The sequence below is a fragment of the Streptomyces katrae genome (genome assembly GCF_000717655.1).
GTDB lineage: Bacteria > Actinomycetota > Actinomycetes > Streptomycetales > Streptomycetaceae > Streptomyces > Streptomyces katrae_B.
The window spans coordinates 48,652-61,640 of sequence record NZ_JNZY01000013.1 but is presented as its reverse complement, the minus strand read 5'-3'; the positions used below and the strand labels follow the sequence as shown (position 1 = coordinate 61,640).

General features: G+C 72.8%; 11 protein-coding genes. 9 read left to right on the top strand and 2 right to left on the bottom strand.

Features of this window, described 5'->3' with window-relative positions; translation table 11 throughout:
* The first annotated feature begins 6 nt into the window (after positions 1-6).
* The 7 genes from IF09_RS0118185 (at position 7) to IF09_RS0118155 (ending at position 8,150) form a co-directional block, all read left to right on the top strand.
* Positions 7-1,197 (top strand): allantoate amidohydrolase, encoded by a 1,191-nt coding sequence (locus IF09_RS0118185; RefSeq protein WP_030296943.1) that lies wholly within the window; start codon positions 7-9, stop codon positions 1,195-1,197.
* Positions 1,188-2,528, top strand: coding sequence for a formimidoylglutamate deiminase (locus IF09_RS0118180; protein WP_030296941.1), 1,341 nt, complete (start codon positions 1,188-1,190; stop codon positions 2,526-2,528). Before IF09_RS0118185 ends, IF09_RS0118180 begins: the two co-directional genes overlap by 10 nt.
* A 199-nt stretch (positions 2,529-2,727) precedes the next feature.
* Complete coding sequence (gene hutI, locus IF09_RS0118175; RefSeq protein WP_030296940.1) at positions 2,728-3,906, top strand: imidazolonepropionase; 1,179 nt, start codon at positions 2,728-2,730, stop codon at positions 3,904-3,906.
* Positions 3,907-4,064: 158 nt separating this feature from the next.
* Positions 4,065-4,730 (top strand): LPXTG cell wall anchor domain-containing protein, encoded by a 666-nt coding sequence (locus IF09_RS0118170; protein ID WP_030296939.1) that lies wholly within the window; start codon positions 4,065-4,067, stop codon positions 4,728-4,730.
* Between the two features lie 17 nt (positions 4,731-4,747).
* Positions 4,748-5,734: a hypothetical protein gene (locus IF09_RS0118165; RefSeq protein ID WP_051832619.1), complete on the top strand. Its 987-nt coding sequence runs from the start codon at positions 4,748-4,750 to the stop codon at positions 5,732-5,734.
* A complete protein-coding gene (locus tag IF09_RS0118160; protein ID WP_051832617.1) occupies positions 5,731-6,822 on the top strand; it encodes a hypothetical protein in 1,092 nt (363 codons plus the stop codon). The genes IF09_RS0118165 and IF09_RS0118160 overlap by 4 nt, the downstream gene beginning before the upstream one ends.
* Positions 6,823-6,836: 14 nt before the next feature.
* Positions 6,837-8,150: a hypothetical protein gene (locus IF09_RS0118155; RefSeq protein ID WP_030296934.1), complete on the top strand. Its 1,314-nt coding sequence runs from the start codon at positions 6,837-6,839 to the stop codon at positions 8,148-8,150.
* 81 nt (positions 8,151-8,231) lie between these two features.
* On the opposite strand, the gene IF09_RS0118150 is transcribed toward IF09_RS0118155, so the two are convergent.
* Complete coding sequence (locus tag IF09_RS0118150) at positions 8,232-9,749, bottom strand: peptide MFS transporter (protein ID WP_030296932.1); 1,518 nt, start codon at positions 9,747-9,749, stop codon at positions 8,232-8,234.
* 493 nt (positions 9,750-10,242) lie between these two features.
* Here IF09_RS0118150 and IF09_RS0118145 point away from each other — a divergent pair, with 493 nt between their 5' ends.
* Positions 10,243-10,920, top strand: coding sequence for a response regulator transcription factor (locus IF09_RS0118145; RefSeq protein WP_030296931.1), 678 nt, complete (start codon positions 10,243-10,245; stop codon positions 10,918-10,920).
* Between the two features lie 12 nt (positions 10,921-10,932).
* Positions 10,933-12,198 carry an ATP-binding protein gene (locus tag IF09_RS0118140; RefSeq protein WP_030296929.1) on the top strand — a complete coding sequence of 422 codons (1,266 nt, stop codon included), beginning with the start codon at positions 10,933-10,935 and terminating at the stop codon, positions 12,196-12,198.
* Positions 12,199-12,272: 74 nt separating this feature from the next.
* Here the strand turns inward: IF09_RS0118140 and IF09_RS0118135 are convergent, their stop codons facing one another.
* The gene (locus IF09_RS0118135) at positions 12,273-12,830 is read right to left on the bottom strand and encodes a GtrA family protein (RefSeq protein ID WP_030296928.1); all 558 of its coding nucleotides are present in this window, start codon (positions 12,828-12,830) and stop codon (positions 12,273-12,275) included.
* Positions 12,831-12,989 lie beyond the last annotated feature (159 nt).

Sequence of the window (12,989 nt, the reverse complement as noted above, 5' to 3'; positions counted from 1 at the left end):
CACGGCATGTGGAACGAGCTCGCCCCCCTCGGCCGCCACGCCGACTCCGGCGGGTACCGCCGCTACGCGTGGACCGGAGCCGACGCCGACTGCCGGACCTGGTTCCAGGCCCAGGCGGAGGCCCGCGGCCTCACGTACGAGACCGACCGCAACGGCAACCAGTGGGCCTGGCTCGGCGACCCCCTCGCCGGTGACGCCGTCGTCACCGGCTCCCACCTGGACTCCGTGCCCGACGGCGGCGCCTTCGACGGCCCCCTCGGCGTGGTGTCCTCCTTCGCGGCCCTGGACGAACTCCGCAGGAGAGGGGCGGAGTTCGCCAGGCCACTGGCCATCACCAACTTCGGCGACGAGGAAGGGGCCCGCTTCGGCCTCGCCTGCGTCGGCTCCCGGCTCGCCGCCGGGCAGCTGACCAAGGAGAAGGCGTACGAGCTCCGCGACGCCGACGGGATCAGCCTGCCCCGGGCCATGGAGGCCGCCGGATACGACCCCGACGCCATCGGCGCCGACCCGGAACGCCTCGCCCGCATCGGCGCGTTCGTCGAGCTGCACGTCGAGCAGGGCCGGGCGCTGGACCTGTCCGGTGACGCCGTCGGCATCGCGTCCGCGATCTGGCCGCACGGCCGCTGGCGGTTCGACTTCCACGGCGAGGCCAACCACGCCGGCACCACCCGCCTCGTGGACCGGCGCGACCCGATGCTCACGTACGCGGCGACCGTCCTGGCCGCCCGTACGGAGGCGGCCCTCGCCGGCGCCGTCGCGACCTTCGGCAAGATCGCCGTCGAGCCGAACGGGGTCAACGCCATCCCGTCCCTCGTACGCGGCTGGCTCGACTCCCGCGCCGCCGACCAGGCCACCCTCGACGCGGTGGTCACCGCCATCGAGAAGGCCGCCCGCGAGCGCGCCGACCAGGACGGGATCGACCTGGCCATCGTCCGGGAGTCCTTCACCCCGGTCGTCGAGTTCGAGCACGCGCTGCGCGACGAGATGAACCGGATCCTCGGCGGCTGCGTCCCCGTCCTCGGGACCGGGGCGGGACACGACGCCGGAATCCTCTCCGCAGCCGTGCCGACCGCGATGCTGTTCGTACGGAACCCGACCGGCGTCTCCCACTCGCCGAGGGAGTTCGCCCCCGAGGACGACTGCGTGGCCGGTGTCCTGGCTCTGGCCGACGTACTGGAAGGACTGGCCTGCCGGTGAAGACGTACTGGTTGGAACACGCCTGGCTCGGAACACACGTCGAGCCGGGCGTGGCCCTCGAGGCGGGCGCCGACGGGCGGATCGCGGCCCTGCGGACCGGGGCCGACGCCCCGCCGCCGGGGGCCGAGGTACTGCGCGGGCTGACCGTCCCCGGGCTGGCCAACGCGCACTCCCATGCTTTCCACCGCGCGCTGCGCTCGCTGGTTCAGGTGGGCTCCGGGACCTTCTGGACCTGGCGCGAGTTCATGTACCAGGTCGCCCAGAACCTCACCCCCGACACGTACTTCGCGCTCGCGCGCGCGGTGTACGCGGAGATGGCGCTGGCCGGCATCACCAACGTCGGCGAGTTCCACTACGTCCACCACGCGCCCGGCGGCGCCCCGTACGCGGACCCCAACGCCATGGGCGAGGCCCTGATCGAGGCGGCCGCGGAGGCGGGCATCCGGATCACGCTGCTCGACACGGCATACCTGTCGTCCGGCTTCGGAGAGGCGCCCAACCCGCACCAGCTGCGGTTCTCCGACGGGACGGCCGACGCCTGGGCCGAGCGCGTCTCGGCGCTCAAGCCCCGCGAACACGCCCTGATCGGCGCGGCGATCCACTCCGTGCGCGCCGTACCGGCCGGGCAGCTGGCCACGGTCGCCCGCTGGGCCGAGGAGCGGCAGGCCCCGCTGCACGTCCACCTCTCCGAGCAGACCGCCGAGAACGAGGCCTGCCGGGCCGCGCACGGGCGCACCCCGACCCAGCTCCTGGCCGACCACGGGGTGCTCGGCCCGCGGACCACCGGCGTCCACAACACGCACCTGACGGACGGGGACATCGCGCTCCTGGGCGGGACCGCGACCGGTACGTGCATGTGCCCCACCACCGAGCGGGACCTCGCCGACGGCATCGGCCCGGCCCGTCGGCTCCAGCAGGCCGGCAGCCCGCTCTCGCTCGGCAGCGACAGCCATGCGGTGATCGACCTGCTGGAGGAGTCGCGGGCGATGGAGCTCAACGAGCGCCTGCGCAGCCGGACCCGGGGCCACTGGACGGCGAACGCGCTGCTGACGGCGGCGACGGCGGATGGTCATGCGGCCCTCGGCCTGGCCGCCGCGGGGCGTCTGGAGGCGGGTGCGCTCGCGGACTTCACCACGATCGCGTTGGACTCCGTCCGTACCGCCGGTCCCTTGCCGCGGCTCGGCGCCGAGACGGCGGTGTTCGCGGCGACGGCCGCCGATGTCCGGCACACGGTGGTGGGCGGCCGCCACATCGTCCGCGACGGGTCGCACACCCGGGTCCCGGACGTACCGTCCGCCCTGTCCGAGTCCATCGCAGCCGTACGCGGCTGACGTCGTCTTCCCCCCACCCCGCCCCTTCCCGACATCGGGGGCGAGCCCCCGGACCACCTACGTGCGCTGTGCGTGCGTGCGCCCGAACGCCGCGCGGGCCGGAGAAACCGGCCCCGCCGGCGTTTGAGGCGCGGGTCCGGGGCGGAGCCCCGGGAAACGCCGAAAGGGCGGGGCGGGGAGAGAAATCTGGAGAGGAACCATGACCACCACCCTCGTCACCCACATCGGCAGCCTCGTCACCAACGACCCCGCCCTCGGCGACGGCAGCCCCCTCGGCCTGGTCCGGGACGCGGCCGTCGTGATCGACGGCGAGACCATCGCCTGGGTCGGCCCGGCCGCCGACGCCCCCGCCGCCGACTCGGCCTTCGACGCGCAGGGCCGAGCGCTGATCCCCGGCTTCGTCGACTCCCACTCCCACCTCGTCTTCGCCGGCGACCGCACCGCCGAGTTCAACGCCCGGATGTCCGGGCGCAGCTACTCCGCCGGCGGCATCCGCACCACCGTCGCCGCCACCCGTGCCGCCACAGACGCCGAGCTCGAGGCCAACCTGCTGCGCCACCTCGACGAGGCCCGCCGCCAGGGCACCACCACCTTCGAGACGAAGTCCGGCTACGGCCTCACGGTCGAGGACGAGGCCCGCGCGCTGCGCATCGCCGCCGCGCACACCGAGGAGGTCACCTACCTCGGCGCGCACATCGTGTCCCCCGACTACGCCGAGGACCCGGCCGGCTACGTCGACCTCGTCACCGGCGAGATGCTGGCGGCCTGCGCCCCGTACGCCCGCTGGGTGGACGTGTTCTGCGAGAAGGGCGCCTTCGACGGCGACCAGGCGCGCGCGATCCTCACCGCCGGCGCCGCCGCCGGGCTGATCCCGCGCGTGCACGCCAACCAGCTGTCCTACGGCCCCGGCGTGCAGCTCGCCGTCGAGCTGGAGGCCGCCTCCGCCGACCACTGCACCCATCTCACCGACGCCGACGTCGACGCCCTCGTGCAGGCCGCGGACACCACCGTCGCGACGCTTCTGCCCGGCGCCGAGTTCTCCACGCGCGCCCAGTGGCCCGACGCCCGCCGCCTCATCGACGCGGGCGCCACCGTCGCGCTGTCCACCGACTGCAACCCGGGCTCCTCGTACACGAGTTCCATGCCGTTCTGCATCGCGCTCGCGGTCCGGGACATGCGGATGACCCCGGACGAGGCGCTGTGGGCGGCCACCGCCGGTGGCGCGCGGGCGCTGCGCCGCAGCGACCTCGGCCGGATCGCCCCCGGAGCCCGCGCCGACCTGGCCCTCCTGGAGGCCCCGAGCCACGTCCACCTGGCCTACCGGCCCGGTGTCCCGCTCGTCCGCGCCGTCTGGCAGCGAGGCGTCCGCGCCGCCTGAACGACCGCCGCTACGCCCGGACATGGCCTGAATCCAGGCGGCCGAAAGGCCGTGGATCCAGGCCTGTCCCGTGTCTTCCCTCCGCAAGGTCCCGGGCGTACCTTGAGCCACCAATCTGATGTGTCGTCAGTAACTTGTGGCCCGAGGGGAAGACGAAGGTGACCGACCGGAAACGCTCCACCGCGCTTGCGCTGGCCTCCGCGCTGGCCGGAACGGCGGTCCTGCTGGCCGCCCCCGCAGCCCAGGCCGACGTCGTCGACGTGGCGTACGACTGCAAGACCCCCATCGGGGACAAGTCGGCGGTGTCGCCCATCGACATCAAGGCCGTCAAGGAGGGCGACGGCTACAAGCTGACGATGTCCTTCCAGAAGGGCGTCTCGTCCAGCCCCGTCGAACTCGGCAAGGGCGCGATGAGCCCCAGCGCCGTCATCCTGGCCGACGGCGCGGAGAAGGTGTCCGTGCCGGTCTCGGGGCCGCCCAACCCCGAGGCCGTGCCCGCCAACACCCCCATCAAGATCACTGACCTCTCGGGCACCTACACGCCCAAGAAGAGCGGCAAGGTCACCTTCACCGCGGGCGTGCTCACCATCAAGGCGCTGGGGACCACCACCACCTGCACCCCCGGCAACAGCCCCAAGCCGTCCCTGGAGCTGGACGTGACGGCGGGTCCGCAGTCCGGGGGCAGCACCCCGGGGGAAACCCTCCCGCAGACCGGGCCCACCGACTCCGCCCTCGCCCTCGGCACCCTCGGCGGCACCGTGCTGCTCACCGGCGCCGCCGGCGTGCTCTGGCTGACCCGGCGCGGCCAGCGGGCCCGGTCCTGAACGGAGCACCCCCGGCCATGCCCGTGCTCCACACCCCCGCTTCCGTCCGGCGCCCGTGTCTCGCGCTGCTCGCCGCGGCCCTGCTGTACGGGTCCGCGGCGGGGGCCGCCGCCGACGAGCCCGGCTGGACCGCCGAGCCCGCCGCGGGCGGCGCCGCAGCGGCCCGGCCGTCCTTCTACCTCGCGGGACCCGCCGGCACCGTCCTGGAGGACCGGCTGGCCCTGACCAACACCTCCGACCGGGAGCGCACCGTCACCCTGCGCGGGGCCGAGGCCTACAACACGGCCGGCGGCGCCTTCGCCGTGCGCCCCGAGCAGGAATCGGCCGGCGCCGGGTCCTGGATCAGCTTCGGGACCGCCGCCGCCGTGAAGGTCCCGCCCCGCACCCGCGCGGTGGTCCCCTTCACCGTCACCCTGCCGCCCGCGGCCCTGCCCGGCGACCACCCGGCCGCCGTGGTCGCCACCGAGGACGGCCGCGAGGTGGGCGTACGGGTCGACCTGCGCGTCGGCGGCCCGACGCTGGCCGCCCTCACGGTCGAGGACGTCTCCGTACGCGGCAAGGGCGCGGCCGCGGTGGTCGCGTACACCCTGGTCAACCGCGGCAACGTGGCCCTCGCCCCCGAACTGGCCCTGCGCGCCGAGGGCCTCTTCGGCGAGGTCCCGGGCCGGACCGCCCGCGCCCTGCCGGTGGAGCTGCTCCCCGGCCAGCGGGTGTCGCTGACCGAGCCCTGGCCCGGCGCGCCGGTCCTCGACGACGTCGCCCTCACCCTCACGGTCACTGCCCCCGGCGCCGCCCCGGCCACCGCCACCGCCTCGGCGTGGTTCGTGCCCTGGGGCATCGCGGCCCGGTCGGGCGCCGGGCTGCTCGGCCTCGGCGGGGTCACCGCGGCCGCGCTGCTCCTCGTACGCAGCCGGCGCAGCCGCAGGGAGCCGCCGGCGTACGAGGAGCCCGTACCCGCGGGGAACCGGGCACCGGATCACGAGCTGACGGGAGCATCCAGGTGAGCGCCAAGGTCGGCGGAACGGCCGGCGGCAAGGCCGGGGCCCTGCTCGCGGCGGGGCTGGCGGTGTGCGCCCTGGTCCTGTTCCCGGCCCCGGCCGCGGTGGCCGCTGAGGGCAAGCCCGCCGTGGCGCTCTCGCTCCAGGAGGCCGCGAAGGGCACGGAGATCACCGTCACCGGCACCGGCTGGCGGGCGAAGACCCTGGTGATGCTGCTGGTCTGCGGACAGAACATGATCGGCGGCACCAACAGCTGCGCCAACGCCGACGGAACCGCCGTCTCGGTCGGCGACGACGGGCACTTCACCGCCCGGCTGCCCGTGGTGGCACCGCCCAAGCCCTGCCCCTGCGTCGTCAACGTCACCTCCGTCAACGGGGACCAGTCCACCGTCGCCGCCCCGCTGAAGATCACCGACCACCCGGTGGCCGAGCTGCCCGCCGAGTCCGGCACGGCGCGCCTGGCGATGCTCACCGGGGTCCGGCTCGAGGGCGAGGACGGGGTGCTGACCTGGTTCGGCGCCCCGCCCGGCAGGAAGTTCACGGTCACCGTCGGCAACCTCGGCTCGGCCCCGGTCAAGGACCCGGTCTTCCAGCTCGGCACCGCCCACGGGGTGTTCGCACCGCTGTGGGACGAGGTCCGGTGGAAGGGCACGATCCCGCCGGGCGGCAAGGCGGAGGTCCGGCTGGACGTCAGCCTCGCCGCGGGGGCCCACGGGGACTACACCGTCTCCCTCAAGTACGGCGACACGGTCGTGGCCACCCAGCCCTGGGGCGTGGACCGCCCGTACGGGGTGCTGCTGTTCTGGGGCCTGCTCCTGCTGGTGATCCCGGCCGCGGTCTTCCGGATCGGCATGGCCGTCGTCGACAGGGTCCGGCCGCGTACGGCGCCGGCCGGCGGCCGCCACCGGGGCGCGCAGGCCCCGGAGCCGGGCACTGCCGAGGCCGGGCCGGCGGCGGCGCAGGACTCCCCCCAGACCACCACGGCGGTCCTGCCGTGGTTCACCCCGGACAGCGCGCCCGGGCCGAGATCCCCACACGTACCACAGGCGTCCGCACCGTCTGAGAACAGCCCGACGACGAAAGGACCTTTGTGAAGACCCATCGGAGGGTGAGCGCGGCCGTGATCGCGCTGCTGCTCGGCGGCGCCGGCATGGCCATCGGGGCCACTCCCGCCCAGGCGGCCGAGACCAAGTTCAACGTCAAGTGCGTGCCGCCGGCGGGCGGTGGCGACCCGGTGGAGGGCGAGACCACCGCCAAGGTCACCGCTCCGGCCTCGGCGAAGGTCGGTGACGAGGTCGACGTGTCCTGGGAGACCGTGAAGCCGGCGTCGAACAACACGGACCTGATGGACATCCCGCAGGACTCGGTCCAGCCCACCGGCTGGATCACGGTGGGCGGCGGGGGCGGCGAGCTGAAGGTCGTCGGGGAGAAGAAGAACCCGCCGATCCCCAAGAAGGCCCCCATGCAGATGTCGACGATGAAGGGGAAGCTGAAGCTCACCAAGGCCGGCAAGATCACCCTGACCCCCGGCAAGTACGACGTCGCGGTCACCTTCCCCTTCGGCACCTTCGTCACCAAGTGCGCACCCACGGGTGCCGTGGGCGTCGGGGCCACCATCGACGTGGCGGCCGGCACCAGCGGCGGCACGACGAACGGCGGTTCCACGAACGGCGGCTCCACGAACGGCGGCTCCACGAACGGCGGGTCCACGAACGGCGGGTCGGCCAACGGTGGGTCCACCAGTGGCGGCTCGGCCAACGGCGGGTCCACCAGCGGGGGCGGCGGGGGCCAGACCGACTTCCCGGGCAAGCCCGTCGAGGTCGCCTTCGACTGCGGTCCGGTCGTCCCCGGGGGCATCAAGACCCCGGTCACGATCAACGCCAAGAAGAACGGCGGCAGCTACGACCTGACCGTCAAGACCGCCAAGGGCGCGATGGCCAGCCCGATGGCCCTGCCGGCGGGGGCCCTCAAGCCCTCGATGAACGTCAAGCTCGGCGGCGCCGACAGCGGCATGGTCAAGGTCTCCGGGCCGGCCAACGCGGAGCCGATCCCGGACAAGGCCCCGGTCAGCCTCAGCGACATGACCGGCACCTACAAGCCCGGCAAGACCGGCAAGGTCACGCTGAGCCCGGACCAGCTGACGATCGACGTCACGATGGCCCCCGGGTCCACGCCGATCAACGTGCCCTGCAAGGCGGCCAGCAGCGGCGTCTCGCTGGAGCTCGACACCACGGCCCAGGAGGGCGGCTCCGGCTCGCCGGCCACCACCGGCTCCACCACCGCCTCGGGCGGTCTGGCCGAGACGGGCGCCGAGGACGAGGGCGGCATCAAGGCCCTCGCCCTGGTCGCGGGCACGGTGATCCTGCTCGGCGGCGCGGTCTTCACCTTCACCCCGTGGCGCCGGCTGCGCGGCACGCGGTAACCCGTACGTCGTCCTCGTACAACACAGCGGCCCGGCACACCAGGAGGTGTGCCGGGCCGCTGCGCGCGTTGCGGGGGTGCGTCAGTGCACGTCGCCCATCAGCGCCTGGACCTTCTTGCGGTACGCGTAGACCGCGAAGCCGGCCAGTGCGGCGGCGGCCGCCTGCAGGGCGATCACCCCGAGGCCGTTCAGGTCCACACCGGCGATGGAGAGCAGGCTGGTGATGCAGTCACCGGCGGTGACCGCGAGGAACCAGACACCCATCATCTGGGAGGCGTACTTCTGCGGCGCCATCTTCGTGGTGACGGAGAGGCCGACCGGGGAGACGCACAGCTCGCCGATGGTCTGGATCATGTAGATCGAGACCAGCCACATCGGGGAGACCTTGACGTCGCCGCCCGCCATGTTCATCGGGATGATGAAGACGAAGAACGAGGCACCGATCAGGACCAGTCCCATCGCGAACTTCACGATGGTGTTCGGCTCCTGGTTCTTGCGCGCCAGCCACACCCACAGCCAGGCGAAGACCGGGGCCAGCGCCATCACGAACAGCGGGTTCAGCGACTGGTACCAGGTGGCCGAGAAGCCGAGGCCGAACACGGTGCTGGCGGTCTTGTCGTCGGCGAACAGGGACAGCGTCGAGCCACCCTGGTCGTAGATCATCCAGAAGACGGCGGCGGCGATGAAGAACCAGATGTACGCGGTCATCTTCGACTGCTCGGCGCCCGACAGGTCCTTGTCGCGCTTGATGCGCGTCAGGACGGCGATCGGGATGAACAGACCGGCCAGCGTCAGCGGGACCAGGGCCCAGTTCAGCGTGTAGGCGCCGAGGAAGACCACGGCACCGTAGAAGACGGCGATGCCCACGACCGCGAGGACGACCTTGGTGAGGACGGCTTTGCGCTCCTCCGGCGTCAGCGGGTTCGGGACCAGGCTGCTCTTCGGGCTCAGGTGCTTGGTGCCGAGCAGGAACTGGGTCAGACCCAGGCCCATGCCGACGGCGGCGAGGGCGAAGCCCAGGTGCCAGTTGTGCTCCTTGCCGACCGTTCCGACGACGAGCGGGGCGACGAAGGCACCGAGGTTGATGCCGATGTAGAAGAGCGTGAAGCCACCGTCACGGCGCGGGTCCTCGGGACCGTCGTACAGGTGGCCGACCATCGTGGAGATGTTGGCCTTCAGCAGGCCGGAGCCCGCCGCGACGAGGATCAGACCGACGAAGAACATCGCCTGGCCCGGCAGGGCCAGCGACAGGTGACCGGCCATGATCACGAAGCCTGCGATGGCGACGGTCTTGCGGGCGCCCCAGACGCGGTCACCGAACCAGCCGCCCGGCATGGCCATCAGGTAGACCATGGAGACGTACACGGAGTAGATGGCCGTGGTCGTGGCCGCGGTCATGGCCAGACCGCCACCCTGGCTGCCCGTGGCGGCGTCGGCGCCGCCCGAGACCAGGTAGTACACCAGGAGTGCACGCATGCCGTAGTAGGAGAAGCGCTCCCACATCTCGGTCATGAACAGAGTGGCCAGGCCACGGGGGTGGCCGAAGAAGGTCTTCTCGGTGGACGGATCCGCCGAGTCCCTCGTCAGGCTGGAAGCCATGGTCGATCCTTGCTTGGTCGGGACGCTTCGCTTCGTGAGCGGAACAGCGCCCGGTGGGGGGCGGCCGGCACCGGCGACGGGTTCCCGCCCCACGCCCAGGGGTCTGCCCCCGTCCGGACAGGAGGGGGGCAGAGGGATATCCGTAACCGGGATCCACGCCCCAGGCGCACCTTTCGCGCGCGGGGCCCGGCCCACAGGTCATTCACTGTCACCGAAGTCGAAGAGGCAGGTCGTCAAGACCCCCTGATCGATCCGGACAGAATCGAGACCTTCGGCTCGCTTTTCGGCACAAAGGTCTCAGAGGTAGTGCATCAGGCGTCTCGCCACCATACGACACGACACTGCGGCATATGAAAGGACTTGAGAGATGGATCACAGGCGGTCAGGGAACCGTTTGGTCACATTCGAAGGCCGCCCTCAGACATAAGACCAGATCGGCAGGGGTGTGCAGGTGCGCCCCTCCACATCGTCCCCGCGGACTACCATCACCCACATGACGCGTGTACTGCTCGCCGAGGACGACGCATCCATCTCGGAGCCCCTGGCCCGCGCCCTGCGCCGGGAAGGATACGAGGTCGAGGTCCGGGAGGACGGCCCCACCGCCCTGGACGCGGGACTGCAGGGCGGCGTCGACCTCGTCGTCCTGGATCTGGGCCTGCCCGGCATGGACGGCCTCGAGGTCGCCCGCCGGCTGCGCGCCGAGGGCCACGGCTTCCCCATCCTGGTGCTCACCGCCCGGGCGGACGAGGTCGACACGGTCGTCGGCCTGGACGCCGGCGCCGACGACTACGTGACCAAGCCCTTCCGCCTCGCCGAGCTGCTGGCCCGGGTACGGGCCCTGCTGCGGCGCGGCGCCAACGAAGCCGCCCAGGCCCCCGCCACCCACGGGGTGCGGATCGACGTCGAGTCGCACCGCGCCTGGATGGGGGAGGAGGAGCTCCAGCTCACGGCCAAGGAGTTCGACCTGCTGCGGGTCCTGGTCCGCGACGCCGGCCGGGTCGTCACCCGTGACCAGCTGATGCGCGAGGTCTGGGACACCACTTGGTGGTCCTCCACCAAGACCCTCGACATGCACATCTCCTGGCTCCGCAAGAAGCTCGGCGACGACGCCGCCAACCCGCGCTACATCGCCACCGTCCGCGGCGTCGGCTTCCGCTTCGAGAAGAGCTAGCGGCACCGGAGCATGCGCCGCCGTCTGATCAACTCCACGCTCGCCGTGGTGCTCGTCGTCATCGCCGTCTTCGGGGTCTCCCTCGTGATCGTGGAGACCCGGACGATCACCAGCAGTGCCCAGGACCGCATCGAGTCCGAGGCGCTGCGCCTGGTCGGCATCGTCGAGGCGAGCGTCCTGGAGCGCAGGCCCATCGACGCCCAGGCCCTCGCCGAGCAGCTGGACATGGGCCGCTACGCCCGCATCACCGTGCCCGGGCAGCCGCCCGTGGAGGTCGGCGACCGGATCCCCGACAGCGTCATCCGCGGCACCGCCAGGGGCGAGCAGGGCGAGACCGTCGTCGTCGAGGAGTCCCGCTCCACGGTGACCCGCGAGGTCGGGCGGACCCTGGCGGTGGTCGGCGCGGTGGCGCTGCTCGCCGTCGTGGCGGCCGTCCTGCTCGCCGTACGGCAGGCCAACCGGCTGGCCTCCCCGCTCACGGACCTGGCCGAGACGGCCGAGCGGCTGGGCTCCGGCGACCCGCGGCCCCGGCACAAGCGGTACGGGGTCCCCGAGCTGGACCGGGTCGCGGACGTGCTGGACTCCAGCGCCGAGCGGATCGGCCGGATGCTGACCGCCGAGCGGCGGCTGGCCGCGGACGCCTCGCACCAGCTGCGCACCCCCCTCACGGCCCTGTCGATGCGGCTCGAGGAGATCACGGTCACCGAGGACCTGGAGACCGTACGGGAGGAGGCGAGCATCGCCCTCACCCAGGTCGAGCGGCTCACGGACGTGGTCGAACGGCTGCTGACGAACTCGCGGGACCCGCGGACGGGCTCGGCGGTCCCCTTCGACCTGGACGAGGTCGTCAAGCAGCAGGTGGAGGAGTGGCGGCCGGCCTACCGCAGCGCGGGCAGGGCAATCGTGCGCTCCGGCAAGACGGGCATGCGGGCCGTCGGCACCCCCGGGGCGGTCTCGCAGGTGCTGGCCACGCTCGTGGAGAACGCGCTGATGCACGGGGGCGGCACGGTGGCGCTGCGTACCCGGGTGATCGGGAACCAGGCGGTGCTGGAGGTCACGGACGAAGGCCCGGGGGTCCCGGCGGACCTCGGCAACCGGATCTTCGAGCGCGCCATCAGCGGCCGCAATTCCACCGGGATCGGTCTGGCGGTGGCACGGGACCTCGCGGAGGCCGACGGGGGGCGCCTGGAGCTGCTGCAGACGCAGCCGCCGGTGTTCGCGCTGTTCCTGAGCCGGACGGCGCCGGAGCGGCCGGAGCCGGAGCAGACGGTCCGCTGAGCGGGCGGGAGGGCCGCTGCGGTCCGCGGCAGCCGTCCGCTGAGCCGGCCGGGCGCCCGCAGCGGCGAGTGCGGCTACTTGCCGGCGGGCTCGGGGGCGCGTGCGGCGCTCTCGCCGCTCTCGGCCCCGCCGCGCAGCGCGGCGACCGGGGCCGGGCCCGGGGCCTGGACCGCAGCCTGGGCCGGGGCGGGTTCCGGCAGGGCCTTGAAGACCCACGTCCGGTACGACCAGAAGCGGAACACGGTGGCCGTGCCGATGCCGATGAACTTGAACACGTTCGTGGCGAGCGGGCCGTCCCAGCCGAACCCGTAGGTGGCCGTGTACAGCACGCCGTTCTCGACCACCAGGCCGATCACACTGAAGGCCGCGAACAGCGGCAGCTCGCGGGAGCTCCCGGTGTGCGCGCGGTCGCGGTAGGTGAAGTACCGGAAGCCGATGTAGTTGGTGACGATCGCCACGACGGTGGCTATGACGCTCGCCCGGACCACCTGCAGGTCCGTCGTGTGGCGGATCAGGTTGAAGACACCCAGGTTGACGAGCACGCCCACGCCGCCGACGGCCCCGAACTTCGCGACCTCGCGGCCCAGGCCGCGGAGGCGGTCGAGGGCGGATCCCTGCTGCGGGGTGCTCATGTGATGGATCGGTCCTGTCCTTCGCCGCCCCGCGCGGAGGCGTCCGTGGAGGCGTGTGCCGCCTTCGGTCAACCCAGACATGCTAAGTGTCGTCCCACCGGCCCGTCTGTGCCTTCGCACGCCGTGCGACGCACGGCACACGCGGACGTGACGGCGACG

Excerpts from the sequence above, each read along its gene's own strand:
- IF09_RS0118185 (WP_030296943.1), top strand. The coding sequence starts at position 7 with ATGTGGAACGAGCTCGCCCCCCTCGGCCGCCACGCCGACTCCGGCGGG.
- hutI (WP_030296940.1), top strand. The coding sequence starts at position 2,728 with ATGACCACCACCCTCGTCACCCACATCGGCAGCCTCGTCACCAACGAC.
- IF09_RS0118165 (WP_051832619.1), top strand. The coding sequence starts at position 4,748 with ATGCCCGTGCTCCACACCCCCGCTTCCGTCCGGCGCCCGTGTCTCGCG.
- IF09_RS0118150 (WP_030296932.1), bottom strand. The coding sequence starts at position 9,749 with ATGGCTTCCAGCCTGACGAGGGACTCGGCGGATCCGTCCACCGAGAAG.
- IF09_RS0118145 (WP_030296931.1), top strand. The coding sequence starts at position 10,243 with ATGACGCGTGTACTGCTCGCCGAGGACGACGCATCCATCTCGGAGCCC.
- IF09_RS0118140 (WP_030296929.1), top strand. The coding sequence starts at position 10,933 with ATGCGCCGCCGTCTGATCAACTCCACGCTCGCCGTGGTGCTCGTCGTC.
- IF09_RS0118135 (WP_030296928.1), bottom strand. The coding sequence starts at position 12,830 with ATGAGCACCCCGCAGCAGGGATCCGCCCTCGACCGCCTCCGCGGCCTG.